The sequence below is a fragment of the Apibacter adventoris genome (genome assembly GCF_002964965.1).
Lineage (GTDB): Bacteria > Bacteroidota > Bacteroidia > Flavobacteriales > Weeksellaceae > Apibacter > Apibacter adventoris.
Window position 1 is genome coordinate 36,305 of record NZ_PSZN01000001.1, and the last position, 20,846, is coordinate 57,150.

The 20,846-nt window shown below is 28.3% G+C and carries 17 protein-coding genes and 1 tRNA gene; 6 read left to right on the forward strand and 12 right to left on the reverse strand.

The features are described from left to right. Positions 1-13: 13 nt before the first annotated feature. The 4 genes from ileS to trpS all read left to right on the forward strand — a co-directional run bounded on the left by ileS (position 14) and on the right by trpS (position 5,508). Positions 14-3,409 (forward strand): isoleucine--tRNA ligase, encoded by a 3,396-nt coding sequence (gene ileS / locus C4S76_RS00155; RefSeq protein WP_105191479.1) that lies wholly within the window; start codon positions 14-16, stop codon positions 3,407-3,409. A 4-nt stretch (positions 3,410-3,413) separates the two neighbouring features. After that, positions 3,414-3,794 (forward strand): TraR/DksA family transcriptional regulator, encoded by a 381-nt coding sequence (locus C4S76_RS00160; RefSeq protein ID WP_105191481.1) that lies wholly within the window; start codon positions 3,414-3,416, stop codon positions 3,792-3,794. Position 3,795: 1 nt separating this feature from the next. Continuing rightward, complete coding sequence (locus C4S76_RS00165) at positions 3,796-4,437, forward strand: lipoprotein signal peptidase (RefSeq protein WP_105191483.1); 642 nt, start codon at positions 3,796-3,798, stop codon at positions 4,435-4,437. Between the two features lie 102 nt (positions 4,438-4,539). Further along, the gene (trpS, locus tag C4S76_RS00170; RefSeq protein WP_105191485.1) at positions 4,540-5,508 is read left to right on the forward strand and encodes a tryptophan--tRNA ligase; all 969 of its coding nucleotides are present in this window, start codon (positions 4,540-4,542) and stop codon (positions 5,506-5,508) included. Between the two features lie 146 nt (positions 5,509-5,654). On the opposite strand, the gene C4S76_RS00175 is transcribed toward trpS, so the two are convergent. From C4S76_RS00175 to C4S76_RS00185, 3 genes are all read right to left on the reverse strand, one after another. Beyond that, positions 5,655-6,329 (reverse strand): head GIN domain-containing protein, encoded by a 675-nt coding sequence (locus C4S76_RS00175; protein WP_105191487.1) that lies wholly within the window; start codon positions 6,327-6,329, stop codon positions 5,655-5,657. Positions 6,330-6,605: 276 nt separating this feature from the next. Next, on the reverse strand, positions 6,606-8,180 hold the full coding sequence (locus C4S76_RS00180) for an L-lactate permease (protein WP_181043998.1): 1,575 nt from the start codon (positions 8,178-8,180) through the stop codon (positions 6,606-6,608). Positions 8,181-8,409: 229 nt separating this feature from the next. Beyond that, positions 8,410-9,546, reverse strand: a complete 1,137-nt coding sequence (locus C4S76_RS00185; RefSeq protein WP_105191489.1) for a DEAD/DEAH box helicase — start codon at positions 9,544-9,546, stop codon at positions 8,410-8,412. Between the two features lie 360 nt (positions 9,547-9,906). Between C4S76_RS00185 and C4S76_RS00190 the strand changes: the two genes are divergently transcribed. Beyond that, the gene (locus C4S76_RS00190; protein WP_105191491.1) at positions 9,907-10,851 is read left to right on the forward strand and encodes an MBL fold metallo-hydrolase; all 945 of its coding nucleotides are present in this window, start codon (positions 9,907-9,909) and stop codon (positions 10,849-10,851) included. A gap of 174 nt (positions 10,852-11,025) precedes the next feature. Further along, positions 11,026-11,098 (forward strand) — tRNA-Gly (locus C4S76_RS00195). Positions 11,099-11,181: 83 nt separating this feature from the next. Here the strand turns inward: C4S76_RS00195 and C4S76_RS00200 are convergent. The 9 genes from C4S76_RS00200 to C4S76_RS00240 form a co-directional block, all read right to left on the reverse strand. Next, on the reverse strand, positions 11,182-12,522 hold the full coding sequence (locus C4S76_RS00200) for a DEAD/DEAH box helicase (RefSeq protein ID WP_105191493.1): 1,341 nt from the start codon (positions 12,520-12,522) through the stop codon (positions 11,182-11,184). 156 nt (positions 12,523-12,678) lie between these two features. After that, positions 12,679-13,539: a hypothetical protein gene (locus C4S76_RS00205; RefSeq protein ID WP_105191495.1), complete on the reverse strand. Its 861-nt coding sequence runs from the start codon at positions 13,537-13,539 to the stop codon at positions 12,679-12,681. Between the two features lie 735 nt (positions 13,540-14,274). Further along, positions 14,275-14,808: a hypothetical protein gene (locus tag C4S76_RS00210; protein WP_105191497.1), complete on the reverse strand. Its 534-nt coding sequence runs from the start codon at positions 14,806-14,808 to the stop codon at positions 14,275-14,277. A 487-nt stretch (positions 14,809-15,295) separates the two neighbouring features. Beyond that, positions 15,296-16,186 carry a hypothetical protein gene (locus C4S76_RS00215; protein WP_105191499.1) on the reverse strand — a complete coding sequence of 297 codons (891 nt, stop codon included), beginning with the start codon at positions 16,184-16,186 and terminating at the stop codon, positions 15,296-15,298. Positions 16,187-16,578: 392 nt separating this feature from the next. Continuing rightward, complete coding sequence (locus tag C4S76_RS00220) at positions 16,579-16,833, reverse strand: hypothetical protein (protein WP_221404958.1); 255 nt, start codon at positions 16,831-16,833, stop codon at positions 16,579-16,581. A 347-nt stretch (positions 16,834-17,180) separates the two neighbouring features. Next, positions 17,181-18,236, reverse strand: coding sequence for a putative phage abortive infection protein (locus C4S76_RS00225; protein WP_181044000.1), 1,056 nt, complete (start codon positions 18,234-18,236; stop codon positions 17,181-17,183). A gap of 221 nt (positions 18,237-18,457) precedes the next feature. Continuing rightward, complete coding sequence (locus C4S76_RS00230) at positions 18,458-18,625, reverse strand: tyrosine-type recombinase/integrase (protein ID WP_105191505.1); 168 nt, start codon at positions 18,623-18,625, stop codon at positions 18,458-18,460. A 31-nt stretch (positions 18,626-18,656) separates the two neighbouring features. Then, positions 18,657-19,469: a site-specific integrase gene (locus tag C4S76_RS00235; protein ID WP_105191507.1), complete on the reverse strand. Its 813-nt coding sequence runs from the start codon at positions 19,467-19,469 to the stop codon at positions 18,657-18,659. Between the two features lie 531 nt (positions 19,470-20,000). After that, complete coding sequence (locus tag C4S76_RS00240; RefSeq protein ID WP_105191509.1) at positions 20,001-20,789, reverse strand: GIY-YIG nuclease family protein; 789 nt, start codon at positions 20,787-20,789, stop codon at positions 20,001-20,003. Between the last annotated feature and the right edge of the window lie 57 nt (positions 20,790-20,846).

Sequence of the window (20,846 nt, forward strand, 5' to 3'; positions counted from 1 at the left end):
GGCTAAAATAAAAATGAACAGTAAATTTCAAGAATATAGCGGATTAGACCTTATAAAAATTGCGGATGATGTTTTAAAATTTTGGAAACAAAACCATACTTTTCAGAAAAGTGTTGAACGTCGTGAGGGAAAAGTTAAATATGTTTTTTTTGAAGGACCTCCATCTGCAAATGGTATGCCTGGAATACACCATGTCATGGCACGCACAATCAAAGACATTTTTTGTCGTTACCAAACCCTAAAAGGCAAACAAGTATTTAGAAAAGCCGGTTGGGACACACATGGACTGCCTGTAGAATTAGGCGTAGAAAAAGAATTAGGCATCACTAAAGAAGATATTGGAAAAAAAATATCAGTAGAAGAATATAACAAAGCCTGCAAAGAGGCTGTTATGAGGTATACGGATGTATGGAACACCTTAACAGAAAAAATAGGTTATTGGGTAGATCTTAAACACCCTTATATAACATATCAATCCAAATACATGGAGAGTGTATGGTGGTTATTAAAAGAAATTTACAATAAAAAACTACTATACAAAGGATATACCGTACAGCCTTATTCTCCTAAAGCAGGAACCGGCTTATCTTCTCATGAGTTAAATATGCCCGGATGTTACCGAGATGTTACCGATACAACTATTGTAGCACAATTCAAAGCAAAAAAAGATACTACGTCCCTATTTGATTCTGTTGAAGGAGCCGTTTATTTTCTTGCCTGGACGACTACTCCTTGGACACTACCATCTAATACTGCCCTCACTGTTGGATCTAATATCGATTATGTATTAATTAAAACTTTCAATCAATATACTTTTGAACCAATAAATGTAATATTAGCTAAAAATCTTATAAACTATCAGTTTGGAAAAAAATTCAAACTAACCGAATCTGAAGAAAAATTCAAAAGCTTTTCTTCAGAAACCAAAGAAATTCCGTACAAGATTCTTAAAGAATACAAAGGAAAAGAACTTTTAGGTATTAAATATGAGCAATTACTTCCATGGGCTTTACCATATAAAGATGCTGAAAATGCTTTTGTTGTAATAGAAGGAGATTTTGTAACGACAGAAGACGGAACCGGAATAGTTCATACAGCCCCTACGTTTGGGGCAGACGATGCACGTGTATCTAAAGAACAAGGTGTACCTCCTTTACTTGTTTTGGATGAAAACAACAATCCGGTGCCACTGGTAAATCTACAAGGAAAATATATTGAATCTTTACCGGAAGGATTTAGAAATAAATATGTAAAAAATGAATATTATAAACCCGGTGAAGCTCCAGAAAAATCTATAGATGTAGAAATAGCTATTTTATTAAAAATAGAAAACAAAGCATTTAAAGTGGAAAAATATGTTCACAACTATCCACATTGTTGGCGAACAGACACCCCTATTTTATATTATCCATTAGACTCTTGGTTCATAAAAATTCCCGAAGTTCGAAAAAGAATGACAGAACTTAACCAATCCATCAATTGGAAGCCTAAAGCTACAGGTGAAGGAAGGTTTGGTAATTGGCTTGAAAATGCTAACGACTGGAATCTTTCTCGATCTAGGTATTGGGGAATTCCGCTACCAATATGGAGGACTGAAGATAAAAAAGAAGAAATTATAATTGGTTCCCTAGAAGAACTTATCCATAAAATAGAAGAATCTATCGAAGCAGGATTTATGCAGAATAATCCTTTCAAAGACTTTATCATAAACGATTTTTCAGAAGAAAATTATGAAAAAATAGATCTTCATAAAAATATTGTAGATGCCATAATTCTTGTTTCCAAATCCGGAAAACCCATGAAACGGGAAAATGATTTGATTGACGTTTGGTTTGATTCAGGTTCCATGCCTTATGCCCAATGGCACTATCCTTTTGAAAACAAACAACTTATTGATAATAATCAATTTTATCCAGCCGATTTTATCTGTGAAGGAGTAGATCAAACTCGCGGATGGTTCTATACTTTACATGCCATAGGAACCTTAGTATTTGATAGCATTACCTTTAAAAATGTTGTTTCTAATGGTCTAGTCTTAGACAAAAACGGAAATAAAATGTCCAAAAGTAAGGGAAATGCAGTGGAACCATTTGAAACTTTAGCCATGTATGGTCCCGATGCTACCCGTTGGTATATGATATCTAATGCCCAACCTTGGGATAATCTTCGTTTCGATTTAGAAGGAATAGATGAAGTAAGACGTAAAATATTTGGAACACTCTATAATACTTACTCTTTCTTTGCCCTATATGCCAATGTAGATAAATTTAAGTATGATGAAAATGACATTCCTTTCCATGAAAGAAATGAACTGGACCAATGGATACTTTCTGAATTAAATATTTTAATAGGAGAAGTAGATGAATATCTCTCTGACTATGAACCTACTAAAGCGGCTCGAACAATAAATAGCTTTGTAATAGATAATTTAAGCAACTGGTATGTAAGACTTTCAAGAAGACGTTTTTGGAAGGGAGAATACTCAACTGATAAAATATCTGCTTATCAAACCCTTTACCAATGTTTAATTACAGTATCTAAATTAATGTCTCCTATAGCTCCTTTCTTTTCAGACAGACTATATCAAGACCTTAATAATATAACACATAAAGAATCTTTTGAGTCTGTTCATCTATCAGATTTTCCTAAGAAAAATACTTCTGAAATAAATGAATCATTACTTAAAGAAACTCATATTGCTCAGCAGATAACTAGTATGGTTTTCTCTTTACGAAAAAAAGAAAATATAAAAGTACGTCAGCCATTACAAAAAATTATAATTCCAGTTTTAGATCTACAAACCCAAAAAATTATAGAATCTGTATCTACTCTCATTAAACAAGAAGTAAATGTTAAAGAAATACAATTATTAGATTCTAAAAAATCTTCAGATATTATTAGTAAAGCACTAAAACCAAATTTCAAAACTTTAGGACCTAAATTAGGAAAAGATCTAAAAAAAGTATCTGAAGAATTAAATACCTTTACTAATGCTCAAATTCAGGATTTTGAAGCTCAGGGAAGTATCATGGTACAAGGTTATAAATTAACTTTAGATGATGTAGAAATACGAACACAGGATGTTACCGGATGGACCATGATTTCTGACGGTAAACTAACTGTAGCTCTGGATATATCCCTCACTCCAGATTTAATATCTGAAGGAATAGCCAGAGAATTAGTAAATAAAATTCAAAACCTACGAAAAAACCAGGGACTAGAAGTTACAGATAGAATTTATCTAGAAATCCAGTCCAATAAAGAAATTGAAAACGCTGTTAGTCAAAATAAAGAATATATCTGTTCAGAAACCTTAACTCAGGATATAGTATTTTCTAATACTATTTTAAATGGAAATGAATTAGATATTAATGACATAAAAATAACTATTTTACTCAAAAAAACTTAAACCTATGTCCGAAGAAAAATTAAGATACTCTGACGAAGAACTGGAAGAATTTAAAACTATCATTTTAGACAAAATAGAAAAAGCCGAAAATGATTTAACTATGCTTAAAGAAGCATTTGTTAATGACCTGAATAATGGGACAGATGATACTTCTCCAACTTTTAAAGCTTTTGAAGAAGGCTCTGAAACCATGAGTAAAGAAAGTAATGCACAGTTAGCTGCCCGTCAGGAAAAATTTTTAAGGGATTTGCGAAATGCCTTAATAAGAATTGAAAATAAAACCTATGGAATTTGTAGAATAACCGGTAAATTAATCAGTAAAGAACGATTAAAAGCAGTACCTCATGCTACCTTAAGTATAGAAGCTAAAAATATGCAGCAATAGAATGAAAAAAGTTTTATGGATAACCTTTATTATCCTTTTAATTGACCAAGCTTCTAAAATTTATATTAAAACACACTTTAGTCTACATGATGAAGTAAAAGTATTTAATTGGTTTTACTTTTCTTATGTTGAAAATCCGGGAATGGCCTATGGAGTACAATTAGGAGGTTTTTTAGGGAAAATAGGATTAAGCTTGTTACGATTTGTCTTAATTGGTTTTATGGCTTATTATATAAATAAATGGTCCAAAAAAGCAACTTCTTGGTTTTTTATTATTCCTGCCGGATTAATTTTTGCAGGTGCTATCGGAAATTTGATTGACAGTATTTTTTATGGAGTCATATTTGATTCAGGTACCACATATAATTCCGTTTCAGGAGAATGGTTAGAATATTCAGGGATTTCTAAATTGAATTTTAAAGGTTATGCTCCGCTTTTTGGAGGTTGTGTGGTGGATATGTTACGTTTTCCTTTAATAGATACTTTTCTCCCTGATTGGTTTCCTATTTGGGGTGGAAAAAAAATACAATTCTTTAATTATATATTTAATGTAGCAGATTCTTCTATCACTATCGGAGCCATTATTTTAGCTTGGACATATTTTTTCAGACCTAAAGTTTTTCCTAAAGAATGGTTTAAATAAAGATTATAAACTTAATACTATCTAGCATAATAAAAATAATTATTTTTAACACAACAGTTTTAAATCCTATAATGTGTAATTTTGTATTTTAAGTAGTAATTTATGAGAATATTAACAGGTATACAAAGCACCGGGACTCCTCATTTAGGTAATTTGTTAGGCGCTATAGTTCCAGCAATTCAATTAAGTAAAAATTCAGAAAATGAATCATTCTTTTTCATTGCTAATTTACATTCAATGACTCAGATTAAAGATGCTGAAGTACTTAAAAAAAATACATATGAAATTGCTGCTACATGGCTGGCTTGTGGTTTAGATACATCTAAAACCTTTTTTTATCGTCAATCAGATATACCTCAGGTAACCGAATTAATGTGGTATTTATTATGTTATTTCCCATATAGCAGATTAGCTTTGGCTCATGGTTTTAAAGATAAAGCAGATCGATTAGAAGATGTTAATTCAGGTTTATTTACTTATCCCATGTTGATGGCTGCAGACATTCTATTATATGATGCTCAAGTTGTACCAGTTGGAAAAGATCAGTTGCAACACTTAGAGATGACACGAAATGTTGCTCAAAAATTTAATAACATTCACGGGGATGTTTTAGTACTTCCTGAATCTAAATTACAACAAAATACTATGTATGTTCCAGGAATTGACGGAAATAAAATGAGCAAATCTCGTGGAAATACTCTACAAATTTTTGCTCCGGAAAAAGAATTGAAAAAGCAAATTATGTCAATTGTAACAGACTCTACTCCTTTAGAAAAGCCTAAAAATCCTGATACTTGTAACGCTTTTTCAATATATAAACTGGTAGCCACACCTGAAGAAACTGAAATTATGAGAGAAAATTATTTAGCTGGAGGATATGGATATGGGCATGCTAAAAAAGCTCTATTAGAGGTTCTTTTAAGAGAATTTGGAGAGGCTCGGGAAAAATATAATTATTATATGAACCATTTGCCTTTATTGGAAGAAATATTATGTGATGGTGCAGAAAAAACGAAAAAAATTGCAGATAAAACTTTACAAAGAGTGAGAAAATCTCTTTCTTTTAAATAAAAAATTGTAGCAAAAGAATTAATTTCTTTAGCTACAATCTAAACTAAACTAATTAAACTAATATTCTAATTCCTTTTTTGAAAAGGGAGGTAAATTTACAACCTATACTAATATAATACAACAATATTTAATACTTTTTCATATATTTAATTTATATTTATTTTTCCCCCGGCAAGTGTTTTTTTGTTTACATGTTTAGGTCGTCCATAAACATCAATTACACCTCCAGCACGAGTTTTAGCTTCTAGAGTTTCTGAAACATTTACCTCTGCATTTCCTCCTGCATTAATTGCAATCATCGTTTTTTGGGTATCTAAGTCTTTTGAATAATAATTTCCACCTGAAGTAATAACAATATCTTGCTCTTTTGACTCTCCTGTAAGATATATTTCTCCCCCTGTGTTTATATTAGCCTTTAATCTTTGAACTTCTATTTCTAATTCTATTTTGGCTCCTTCTTTCACATTTAAGGATAATGATCCTTCTTCGATCCTGTCATTACTTTTTATCACAGCACCTTCACTTGCTTGAATATCTTTTAACTGTTTATAATAAACTTTTACTTTTACATTATCTCCTGCTAAAAGTTTTAGTGTGGTCATTCTTATCTTTAATTCACCATTTTTATTTATTACTTGCACATCTCCATTTTTAGTTCCCGTTATTTCTACTTTACATTCAGAAGAAGAAATTAACTCAACAGGTATTTTATCGAAAACTCTGAGGGTAGTAAAATCTCCTACATTTTTTACAATTGCCAACTGACAAAACATATAAGAACATCCTATAAAAAAAGCTAATGCCAAAGATATTTTTTTCATAATTCTTTATTTATTATTTTTATATTTAAAATCTATCTTAAAATTTCGGTACAATTATACTTAAAAATTATTTGTTATAAAACAAATCAAATTACACTTAATTAATAAATAAATATACATATTTTATGTAAAAATACAGATTAATTATAAAATTAAATTAAATACATATCATATAATTTAATGAAGATATGGTAAAAAATAATTCTCTTAATTTAAAAGCGTATATATAGTTTTTAAAAAATTATTTAATATAAATTTTATCATATTTTTTTATGTTTACCCACCAAAATAAACAATCAATCCGGCTACAATAATATAAAGTAGCGCATAAGGAAATGCTTTTTTCATTATCTCCCCTTCTTTTCCTTGTTGTCCACAAGAAGAAGTTGCAACCGCAATACTTTGTGGGGATATAATTTTACCTCCTGTTGCCCCGGAAGCATTAGCAGCTGCCAGCCATCCTTTATCTGCACCTATTCTATCTGCTACAGTAGTTTGTAATTTTCCAAACAGTATATTAGATGAAGTGTCACTACCCGTAAGGAAAGTTCCCAAACAACCGATCAAAGGTGCAAATAAAGGATATAAAAAACCAGTTGTAGTAGCTAAGGAAACCCCTAAAACTCCAATCATTCCAGAAAAATCCATTATAGTAGATAAAGTAATCAAACCACTTACAGTAATTACGGTTTTTTTAAGTTGTAATAGGGTTTTCACTAATAAAGATAATAAATCTTTTAAACGAGCTCCTTGTATCAATCCTCCTAAAATAGAACCTAAAAATAACAATACCCCAGTATCTATTAAAGAAATTTTAATATGTCTGATTTTATCTGTTTGCGAAATAGCATCATAAATATTTAGATTAAATGTATAGGAAACTATAGGGTCTAAAGATTTTTTAATCGATAATAAAGGTCCTGTCAATAATATAAAAATTAATATTAAACCATATATACTCCAAGCTTGAATTATTTCTTTGTAAGAATGTTTTTTTATTACTTTATTTTCACTTTTTTTTGTCTCCGTTATTTTACCAATAGCTATAATTACAATAATTGAAGCTAAGCTCCCTAAGATAGCAGGGGTTTCTGCTCCTATAAGCAAAGCTGAAAAATACTGCACTATTAAAGAAATTCCTCCTACCAATAGACTTAAAAAAATATTTCTAGGGATAGAATTTAATCTTCGGTCTGTAAGAGTTACTAATATAAAAGGAATTAAAAACATTAATACAGATAATTGTATTACTACATCAGAACTTATCGATTGCAAATGTTCTGACATTCCTATTTCTCTGGCTAATACTATTATAGGCGTTCCTACTGCTCCAAAACCCGTAGCTACACTGTTAGCAATTAAACTGGCAACAGCTGAAAAAATAGGCTTAAATCCTAAACTGATTAAAATAGCAGCTGGAATGGCAACAGCTGTCCCAAAACCTGCCATTCCTTCTAAAAGACCTCCAAACCCCCAAGTTAATAATAGCACTTGAATACTTTTATTCGTTGAAATTGATGAAAACTGATCTTTAATAACTTCCATTTTTTGGGTATATACTTGCACATTATAGCTGAAAATTGCCATTAATATAATAATGAGTATTGGAAAAATAGCTTTTAATACGCCATAAACTAACGTTAATCCGATTTCTGATAAAGAATAATGATATCCCCATACAGCTATAAATATGGTAACAATTAAAGTAAAGATCGCACTTTTTTCCCCATCCATTTTTAATATACCTAAAAGCAGAATTAACAACAACACGGGTGTAGCTGCTAATAATAATTCAAAACTTGTAAATGTTTCTGTTATTATTTGTGTTAATGGTAAAGCATATATAATCATTTATTTTTTGCTTAAATATAAAAATATTTTAATATTCAAAAAATATTTTTATAAATACTTATTATATAATGAATTAACCACATTTAATATTGTATAATTATACTTTTTTATCATAAAAAAACATGAAAATTTATAGTACTATCTGTAAATCATACTAACTCTTTTATCTAAAATAAAAAACCTGCTTCATGGTTTCATAAAGCAGGTTTTTCAAAATCATACCTGTATACTAAACAATCTCTAATTCTGAAGAAATTACCTTTATCTTTTTTCCAATTAACTTTTGAATCTCTTTCAAGTAAGGTCTCTCATCTTGAGCACAAAAAGATATTGCCGTTCCATTATTACCGGCTCTGCCTGTCCTTCCAATCCTATGAACATAAGTTTCCGGAACATTAGGCAAATCATAATTAATTACCCATTCCAATTCATGAATATCTATTCCTCGGGCCGCAATATCTGTAGCTACCAGAACTTGTGTTTTGCCTGTTTTAAAATTTATTAGTGCTCTTTGTCTTGAATTCTGCGATTTATCTCCATGAATGGCTTCAGAATTTATTTTTGCTTTACATAATACTCGGGCAATTTTATCTGCCCCATATTTAGTTCTTGTAAAAACCAATATGGATTTTTTATCGGTTTCTTTTATTAGCTTGATTAATAAATCTTTTTTTTCTAGTTTTTCAACAAAGTAAATAGATTGTTTAATAGTATCTGCTGTGGATGAAACCGGAGTTACTTTTATTTTTACAGGATTATGTAATATAGAATTTGCCAAACCTGAAATTACCGGAGGCATAGTCGCTGAAAAAAACAAAGTTTGTTTCTCTTTAGGAAGTTTAGGCAATATTCGTTTAATATCGTGTATAAATCCCATGTCCAACATTCGATCAGCTTCATCTAAAACAAAATACTTAATTTTATTCAGTTGTATAAATCCTTGTTGAATTAAGTCTAATAAACGACCTGGAGTTGCTATTAAAACCTCAATCCCTTTTTGAAGGTTATCAACTTGAATTTTTTGTTTTACCCCTCCAAAAATTACTGTATGTTTTATATCTAAATATTTATTATATTTTGTAAAACTATCATTAATTTGAATTGCTAACTCCCGTGTGGGGGTTAAAATTAGTGCTTTAATTTCTCTATCCTTGTTATTTTTATTTCTTTCTAGACTTAACAATTGAATTATCGGAATTGAAAAGGCAGCAGTTTTACCTGTACCAGTTTGGGCACAACCTAATATATCTTTTTTTTGTAATAATATGGGGATAGCTTTTTGTTGTATTGGGGTCGGGGTTAAATATCTTTGTTCTTTAAGAGCTCGTAAAATAGGCTCAATAATTTTTAAATCTTTAAATGTCATAATGTATTTTAACTACCTAAATAGTTATTTTTTTGTTATAAATTACAAATAATGGCTGGAAAACTGACGGAGAAGTTAAACCTACAAAAACTTGTTTCTAGGTTACAAAAATACAATATTTTTTCTAAATAGGGATTCCCTTTATTTTATCCTTTCTTAAAAGATCTTTTTTTCTTGCTATATATAGCCCCATATGTAGCTATACACTTGTATTACATATTTTTATGAATTATTTATAAAAAATTTTTTTCTTATTTTTTTGACATTTCATAATATGAGTGACAATTTTAATTTATGATTTTTTATTTTTATAGAAAAACTCTTTGTATTATTTTCGCTGTACATATTTAACTTTTCAAAATGAAATCATACTCTTCTGTATTCTTTATATTTATATTATCTTTTTCATTTATTCAAGCTCAAAATTTCGATCTTATTCCCTTAGGGATATATGGAGGAAGAGATGAAAGTAATTTATCTGCTTATTTATTAGGTGAAAAAGATAAAAATGAATTTATATCTCTGGATGCAGGTTCCTTACACGCCGGAATAGATAAAGCTATTATGAAAGGAACTTTTAAAGTCAGTTCAGATACTGTGTTGAAAAAGTATATTAAGGGATATTTTATTTCTCATGGTCATTTAGATCATTTGGATGGATTAATTATTAACTCTCCGGAAGATAATCCAAAAAACATTTATGGGCTTTCTCCGGTAATCGATATATTAAAAAATTTTTATTTCACTAACGGTCCTTGGATCAATTTTGCCAATGAAGGAAACCCTCCGATATTGAATAAATATAAATATATCTCTTTAAATCCTCTAGAAAAATTTAAAATAGAAAACACGCATCTTCAAGGACAAATCTTCCAATTAAGCCATGGAAATCCCTATATAGGTTCTGCCGTTTTAATCAACTCTGATCAAAAATCTATTTTATATTTAGGAGATACCGGGGCCGACCGTATAGAAAAAAGTAATCAACTGGATATACTTTGGAAAAGTATTTCTCCTTTACTTATCCAACATCGATTACTGGCTATTTTAATAGAAGTATCCTTCCCCAATTCTCAGCCTGAAACTTCTTTATTTGGACATTTAACCCCTGCTCTTTTACAGGAAGAGCTTGGTAAATTAGCCACATATGCCGGTAAAGATCACTTAAAAAATCTGCCTGTTATTATAACTCATTTAAAACCTTCGGGAAATAATATCGATACTATTAAAAAAGAACTTCAAGAGAATAATGTATATGGAATTAAATTAATATTTCCGGTGCAGGGAGAAAAAATAGTTTTATAATTTTAAATTTAAAAATTATTAAAAGGCATATATCCTTTATTTTAAAATTTTTATTTTCTCAATAAAACACTACAAGCCAATAATTTAAATTTATTTTTTTTATTCCACTCATAAAAAAAATGAATAAAATTACTGATGTATAGAAAAAAAGTTGTAAAATTGCAATGAAAATAAGCGGAAGTAGCTCAGTTGGTAGAGCGTCAGCCTTCCAAGCTGAATGTCGCGAGTTCGACCCTCGTCTTCCGCTCAATAAAAAAGCATCTAATAATAGATGCTTTTTTTTATTGAAAATTTATATTAAATAATAATTAAAAAAAATAATTATATTTTTTAATCTTCTTTTTTAATTACATTCCTAGCTATTTCAATTTTATATTTTTTACCTTTCATTTTTTCCCCTCTTACATTTTCCAACAATGTTTTAACGGAAGATTTTCGCACAGCTGCAAAAGAAATAAAATCTTTTACTTCAATTATTCCTACATCATTTTTTTCAAGCTTCCCTTTTTGTAAAAAGAACCCTACAATATCTCCTTTATTCAATTTATTTTTTTTTCCTCCACTTATATAAATCGTTTTATATTCAGGAAGTTTTGGCAATGGGTTCTTGTTACTTACAGATAAGATATCTACATGATTGTTAATATAATCGGGTAATGGTTCTTCTTTATATTGTATAATATAGGCGTTTCCCTTCGCCTGCATACGAGCTGTACGTCCGTTACGATGGATAAATTCGCTTTCTTTTCCCGGAATATGGTAATGAATTACATGATTCATTTCTGGAATATCCAATCCGCGTGCAGCAAGATCTGTAGTCACCAAATAATTTAAACTTCCGTTACGAAACTGAATTAAAATACGTTCTCTTTCTTCTTGATCCATTCCTCCATGATAATACCCGGAAAATATTCCATTTTTATTTAAAAATTCACTAACTCTTTCTGTCACTTCTCTGTGATTACAGAAAATTAAAGCAGGCTCTGAGTTCAACGAGCAAATAAGAAAAATCAATGTTTTTATTTTATCTTTTTCTGGAGATAAAACCAATTTAATTGTAAGTGATTCTTTTTTATCTTCTTTTAAATATGAAAGTAATAAAGGTGATTTCATTCCAACAAAATCAGGAATCTCAACATCAGAGGTTGCAGAAAGAAGAATTTTCTTTTTTAGATTAGGAAGTTTTTCGATAATTTTCCTCATTTCCTCATGAAAACCTAATTGAAGAGATTTATCAAATTCGTCTAGTATCAAAATTTTAACGAAAGATGTATCAAAAGTTTTCTTTTCTATATGATCATAGAGCCTTCCAGGGGTTCCGATAAGCAGAGCCGGAGGAGTATTTAAATTTTTCAATTCTGTATTCATAGAATGCCCTCCATAACAAACATTCACCTTAAATGAAGTTCCCATTTTTTTCCAAACCTGCTCTATCTGTAAAGCCAAATCTCGTGAAGGTACAACCACCAAAGCTTGTACATCGGACAGGCTTTCATTGAGCAATTGTAAAATAGGGGTTAAAAAAGCCAGTGTTTTTCCAGAACCTGTGGGTGATAACACTTCAACTTCAGACTCTTTCATTACCGCGTCCTTAGTCGCTAACTGCATAGCATTCAGACTTTCAATTCCTAAATGAGATAGTATATTTTTGCTTTGATTTTCTTCTTTCATATAGCAAAGGTACACTATTATAGTATAGTTACCTATCTCTCGTTTTTCTTAATTAAAGATAAACTATTGATAATTTAATTACTAATTAGTTTTCCCTCTTATACTGTAGTTTATTAATATGGAAATAATCGCATTTTATTTAACCTTATAAATCGACTAGTTTATTCTTAATATATCTTTCATAGTAATTCCAATATTATTAGATAATTCTGTAGATCCTGCAGTATCTACATTAAAAGTAATTTTATATCCTGATTTTATTGAATTTGCATCTGAAATCGTTGGAAAAAATAGCTGAAATGGTATATTTCTACCCACATCTGTTCCTCCGGGAACTAATATTTCATCAGAATAAATAACCTCTCCTGAGGCTATAGAGGTAATGGAAATATTAAAAAAACCGGTAGAAACTGGTTTTTTTTGTTTAATAGTGTATTCAAAATTGATCCTAAAAAAATTTGCCTGGTTATTTAATTTATTTTCAAAAAGTAAAGCTCCTGAATCTCCATTTTTTTCAGAAAGAATATCTGTTGGACTGCTAGATTCTGAAGGCCAAATTCCTTTAACAAACTTAGGATTTATAGTTACAGATGAATTTTGAAGCAACAATCCATAGGATTGAGATCCACTTAAAGTAACATCCCCTGATTGATTAATGGCAATTTTTACCCCAACAAGGTTCCTTCCTTCTATAGGAGAAGAACTATCACCAGTTAAAAGTCTTTGCCATTCATTTCCGTTATACATATAAACTCCTGCTTCTCTATTATATACTACCGCTCCAATTGTCTCTGTAAAACCATCAGGTTCATAAATAAGTAAACCAATTGCGGGGTTTTGTATGGTCGTTACATCTTTTACAGAAGTAAGATTTACTCTTGGTGGCAAAAAGCCTTTATCAGTAGCACTTATTTCTAAAAGTGATGATTTATCAGGATTTTGCGTACCTATTCCTATTTGACCAAAAAGGACAAATGCATTTAATGCAAAAAGGAAAACTAACCAATTTTTCTTCATTATATTAAAAAATTAAAATGTTTCAGTGGATATTTTTGGGGTAACTGTGATTATTCTGTAATGTCTTGAGAGGAAAATAAATATAAGGCTATTAAAGATACAAAAATCATGCCTTCTACTTAATATTCACTGTTTTTTATAATTATATAATATAAAATATTATACATACACCTATACTTTTATTAAATATATGATTAATAATGAAAATTTGTAATTTTTAGTATCTAGAATTTTTTTTAGTTATAAAGTCTGTTATATATTCTTTTTTTATTGAATTACTTTATTTTTTAAATTTTTATATTTTTCTATAGATAATTGTAAAATTTTTATGAAGCTAACTTATAATCTATAAAAAATATTTAATTTATCAGTTTTGAATTTATTATTAATAATGAACGATTTAATATATGGGCTTATGGTGAAAAGAGTATAGAATATAATAAGAAGAACGAAATGATGATCTATTAAATTAAAGTTTATCTTAATTAATTTGATAATAACTTATACGGAAAATATTAAAAATAGATTTTGATTGTCCGCTAAATAAGGTTTTATTTACAGTATCCTCATTTTAATCTATATATTATATTTTCTTTGTACCATTTTTTATTTATTAAAGGTTCGGAACTGGATATTTAACAATGATAAATTTTGCAACATTACAATAATTGTTAATTTATAAAAATCTGCAAAAATTTATAGGTTCATTACCTTAGTTTACATTTCTAAAAAAGGTTAAATTTTTTGCAAGCTTTTTCCATTTTGAATAGCTTTCAGTATGCTTTTTCGAACATTCAGAATTGCCGGAGATAAGTCTCCTTCCATCATTTCTAGTATTGATTTCAGTTCTTGAATCAGTTCTGGAAAAGGACGACATAATTCATAAGCAATTTTTATACAAAGAGATTGTACTCCGGCTAATTCTTTTACTGTAATTATTCGTTCTAAACAAAAATCAAGAAAATCGACTCTTATTGGTTCCATAAAGGGTTGTTTATAGAGTAAACTAAGAATAAGTCTTCGTTTTCCTCCGTGTTTGCAATTCAAAAGTGTATCAATCAACTCATTTTGTTTTTTATATAGCCATTTATTATCTTGTGCTGAAAAATGAGTAAATATCCACGCTGCTTGACAACCCATTTTTTCATCTTTGCCTATGAGTATATTATACAGCTCCTGCTTTTTAGTATCACTAGTATGAGTTATCTCAAGTATTCCATCGATATCTTCCATTTTTATTCGTTCAGATAGTTTTTTTTTGATGTCCATAATCAACTATTTTTTCACTCATTATTTATAAATTTCCATATTATTCCTTATCTGAATAAATAACCTGTTATCAACCTTATATTTTATAATTTAAAGGTAATGTCAAAATCCATTTTTTTATTTTTTTTATTACCAACAATACACTTATTATAAGTTATAAAAGAAAGATATCCCCTAATTTTCATATACTTAAACCAAGGGGGATTATTATCTAGCTTACTTTTTTTTATAACTTTTTATATTTGTAAACAAATATGAGAGGGTAAATATTATAAATTAAAATTTGTTTATCTTCAATTTATTTGTAATATTAAAAAATTAAGCAAGTAATATCAATTATTATTTGATCTATATACATTATATTTTCTATTAAAACCAAACATTTCATTAAAATCTGCCTATATGATTTTACTCTTTAAAGTTAAAGTGGACCAACTATTAGAGTTTTTGTTTTTTAGAAAATTAATTTTATAACTCTAATTCTTTCTTACTCTTTTTTATTTAATAAATCCTGCTTCTTTTTAGAGTATAATTCTGAACATTTTTCAGAATAATCAAAGTATATGTCACTACTAAAATCTTCTAAATATATTTTAGGGAAAATCATCTTTGCCCTGATTTCCGACATCTTTACTAAATAATCTTTATTTACATCATAATAACTCCATTTTCCTATATACTGATTCGTTAACAGATTTACACTTGATTCTCCGCTCCCATCATTATTAGCCGGACCAAATTCAAACCTACTCATTCCTATAAGTTGTATTTTTTTTAATTTAGGATTATATCTAAATTGGTTTTTATAACCTGCTCTCATCCAATTATTATAAAATTCAAATCCATTTTTTATATCAACTATTCCGGAATTTTCATTTAAGAAGTCAAGTTTCTTACTTTTAATCTCTTTAAAGTTGCAAGAAGAAAGTTTACATATTATTCTTGTTTCTTCTTCACTTATAAAAATAGTATCTTTAATTTTATCGTTATCTAGATCTTTTATAAGTTCTGAATATTTACTTTTTTTATTTTTAGCTTTTATAAGTTGAATAAATTTTTCATCACAATTATCAAAACGAATATAAGGACTCATTGAATTCCCTGAATTCTGAAGAAAAATTGTATCTTTTGTATATAAGGAACTTATATCTCCAAAATTTATGTATAATTTTTTTTCTTTTTTGGAAATATGCACTAGTCCAGAATCTTTGTATTTATCATTTATATTTAATTGATAGGTGCCTTTTTTTTCTATAAATAAATTTGCCTTACACGTTTTACTATTTGACAAATAATTTCCTGATAATTCTTCATACTGATTTTGACCAAAACCCTGAGTAATTAATAATATCTTAAAAAATAATGCTATTTTTTTCATTGTCTGTATATTACATTTATCTCTGACTTTTTTACTATGTATATCGGTTTTTTTAGCCCTACTCTTAGCGCCCCCTGCTCTAGTCTACTTCCAAATCTTAAAAAAAACCAATTTAAATAATTTTCAATAAGTTTTATATAATACTTGTAACATTTTTGACTCTTGAATATTATGAAATGCACAATAGTAAACAGTTTTTTTTATGTAATAAACTTTTTCTTTCATCATATGCTAACAGATTTTTATAAAAGAAAGATTTATTATAAAGGAATTTGGCTTTATTGAGTGGCATTCGAAAAGAATATCCAAAAAAACACTTTTATGAGCCATTTTTTTAGTAAAAATACATAGACAATATTTAAGATTGAATTAGAAAAATCATTTTAATATTATTATAATAAAAAATATTTGGCAATACTAATCAATGTACCCAGAATTATTGTATTAAGAGCTATAATAAGAATTGGTTTTCTATCTGTAGCTCCTACATGAATTAATACGGGCGACATCATTGCGATTGAAATTATTGCACCTTGCAACCACCACACAAGATAAGGAATATTTGAGTGAAATATAATTATAGAAATGAATAAGAAAAACAAAAATGAAGCAACAATCGAGTACCGAGGAAGCTTTTGTATAATCATTGGCACTACATCAATAGAGCCTATGATTAAGCCTATTATTATGGATAATAAAAGAGTATTCATATCAATTTTTCAGTTGAATTAATGAAGCAAAATTATATTTTCTTTTACACACACGGTAAATATTTAAAGTAAATTAAAAAATAAGGTTTTGGAAAAATCTGAATTAATGCATGTAATTGTTTGATATAAATATATTTAATTCATTTTTTATTTATCTTTATTTTGATTGGTTACTTTTAATGCAGAAAGTAAATTTTTTCTTTAAAATCCCCAAAAGATTTTAATGTTTAAAATTAAAGTGAACTAACTAGCCGAAATTATAATGTTTAGAAAATATAATTTTATTATTGAAGTTTATTATCTCCCATCTCAAATAAATTATCTGAATACTTAAGCCGTTTTTTATATACTTTAACTAATTTTTTTAATTTTTTGATAACATACTCATCTTCCAATAATTCCTCATACCAAAGATTATGTATCATTTTATACTCAGTCAAAAAATGATTTTCTTTATTTTCCCATGCACGACCATACTTACTTAACCAATTATAAAATAACATTATTTGCTCATAGTTTGATAATTGGGCTCTTAAAATCCTTAAATAATTAAGTTTTATCTCATAAGTTAGAAACCTTTTATTTACAATAAATTTTACAGTGTGAAACAAATGACGATAATAATGTCCTAAATAAGCATGATAACCCTCTAATAAAGGTATATTTAAATTTTTCTTTAAATTAACTATATCAAAATCTTCCACTTCTTTCCCCTCTTTTAAGTTAATTAATTTTGCTTCGAAAGAAGAAGAATCATCAAAATCAACTTTTGAAGATGATTTTTTTGAAATTTTTTTCTCATTATTAAATCCCCAAAAAAATTTATCATAGGCTTCAATAAATAAATCACTATTTAACAAAGATTTACTATTATAATTTTTTATAAAGGTTAAAAGTAATTCCAATTCTTTTTTCATCTCATAAAAAACTAACCTACCTCTTATCTCTTTACCTGAATTTGTTTTTATTTCTATCTCATTTACATTCTCTTTATGAAGTCGCAACATTTCATAAAATTGATTTTCAAATTGTTGTATTTTAAATTGATCTTTGATTTCATTATTTGCGATTTTTTGTATATAGAACGCAATAAATGTAAGAATAGAAGCTAACAAACCCACTATTGGGCTCAATATTCCACCTATTGAATCACCTACTTCATTTGGAGATAAACTAATATTTTCTCCTTTCATTCCTTTTTTAAAACTATCAGGTACATACCAAAGGATATTATTATTAGAATAATAAGTATAAATATATATTATACAATATAAAAACAATGAAATACTTAGAATCATCCCAATTTTCACTATCCATTTTTCACATTTTTTATTTTTCATATTATATTTTAGAATCTTCCAATTTTTCACTATCCAATTTTCACATTTTTTATTTTTCATATTATAAATATTGATATTCGTTAATTACTCTATTTTTAATCCTTTTTAACCCTTATTTTATCATTCTTTACCACAACTAAGATAAAACAATAATCTTAACTGAATGTAATTATTTTATTCTACTAACTAAAAAACTTATTATTGAATTTCATTCAAATAAATTAAATAGAAGTAGTTTTTAAATCCTTATGTCCTAACATCTTTAATACCGTAAATATATCTACTCCGTTATTCAAAAACAAAATGGCGTTTGTATATCTGGCACAATGAAAGGTAATATGTTTAGTAATTCCTGCTCTCAAACACCGTTGTAATAGTGCTGTATTCATATAATCACTGTATCTAAATCCTGTAAATACCCTATCTTCGTCTTCTCTTCTTTCTCCTAATAGTTTTTACTGCTATTTCAGAAATAGGTAGTAATTCGGCGTCCTTCGTTTTCTTCTGGGTGAAGGCAATATAATGTACTTCATTTATGATTTGGATTTCTTTCCAGACTAATTTATTTACATCTGACCAACGTAATCTTGTAAAGCACGAAAATAAAAAGGTTTGTTTTAATACATCGTACCAGCATTCGGTTTGTATCTGGCTCTCTATTTCTCCTTTTGTTAGAAATTCTCTTTTGGTATCTACTGTTTTTATAGATTTTACTCGTTTGGCGAGGTCTTCTCTTAATAATTTTCTTCTAAAGGCTTCATGTACTGCATGCTTCATTATATTGAAATATTGGGAAGCAGTATTGTTTTTTACTTTGGTAAGTAAATAGGCTTTGAATTCTTCCAAGTATCTTTCTGTTAAGTGTGTGAATGGGATATTTTCATTGAAATTATTAAGGTGTTTAGAGACACTATCCCAACTATCGAAGTTTATGCCTGTCCTTTCTCTTTCCTGCCATAATTCATAGAAGAATTCATTAAACGTTCTGTAAATTTTTTCGAGTTGTTTAAAGCCAAAGACATCGTTTTGTATCTGGAATAGTCTTCCTACTTTTATTTTTTCTGCAACAGACATAGTTTGCTTGTTCATCTGCCTAAGGGTAGGATTTCCTTTGTCGTTTTCAAGGTAGAGTTTTAAATTCTCCTGCCATTGTTTCTGATAGGCATAAATATCTAAGTATAAGGCATATCGTCCTTTTTCTTTCAGCTCTCGTTTTCTTAATCTTATATTCATTATACATCAACTTTAGTTAGATTGAGAAAATAAAATTATAATTAATTGGATGATCATTTTTGATTAATAGCCATATAATAGGAATCTAAGAGAAAGAAAAAAGGGTTAAGAAATAGATTTCCACCATTTTTATTAATCCGATAATAGTCGCAAACTCTTTCTATGACTAGTGTCTTTATCCTTTTTTTGACTGGCTTTATTGATTGGGAGAATTTAGGATAAAAAGTTAATAAATAATCAATAAAAATTTTAGATGAATAAGTATAGGATAGGAAATAATCGGAAAGTAAAATATTCCTGTAATCCTTACGTATAAAGGGTTTTATTTTCTGATTGTTTCTCTTGGATTCTTTTTTATGCCCCAGCCTATTTACCGATACAGAAATCAACTCTACACATAAATAGTATATTAATATGAAAGTCGTAACACATTTAGTAAAAACCATATAAAATTATCACTATTAAAAATAATAAATATTAGTACCTTTTTAGTAGTGAAAAATAATTGATGTTGAGGATTCTATGCAAATACTATTTATTTATCTCATTAATAATTGTTTCACAGGTATCCATAATTGTTCTTAAATCACATCTAAAAAACTCTCTTCTATCAGATAATCTATAAATTTCTAATTCTTTATGAATTTGATGTTCTGCTACTACACAATCTCTTGTATGATATTTATTTATCACATAAAACTTATCTGGAGAACTTGTGTTTGAAAGCTCTTTACTTCTTTGTTCAGTAGTTCTTTTTGTTAATCCTATTTTAAAAATATTTTCTTCAAATGCAGGTTGTCTCATTATGTATATATATCCAGCATTTTCGCCTTCATAAACTTCTACTTTTGAAATTTTAGTAATGCCTTTAGGAGCAGAATAATATACATCATTACGTTCAACCCAAGTTTTTCCGATAATTTTATTACCTTTTTTATCAAACCCCTCTTCATTTAATTTTAAGCGTTTCCAGTATCCTGATTTCTCTACTTTAAAACTTTCATCATTTAATACTTCACTTTTAATTACAGCTTGATTGTTTGATTCTATATAATATAATGGTTTTGCGAAAATTTTATATTCACTAGGAACAGAGGCATATTTCCTTTTAGAAATTCCCCCTTTAATGATTTTATTTAAATTTGTTTCATAAGTTACATCTACAATTCTATTTTCATTTTCAAAGATATAATATGGCAGAGCTAAACAGTATTTTGCTAAATCAAAAACAGCATCATAATTACTTAATTCTTTCAAATGATTTTCGTAAAATTCTTTAAAATCTTTTTCTGATAACTGTCCTTGACTACATAACAGCATATAAAAATCATCAGTTAATATTTTATAACTTAAATTATCATCTCGAGCTACAAATCG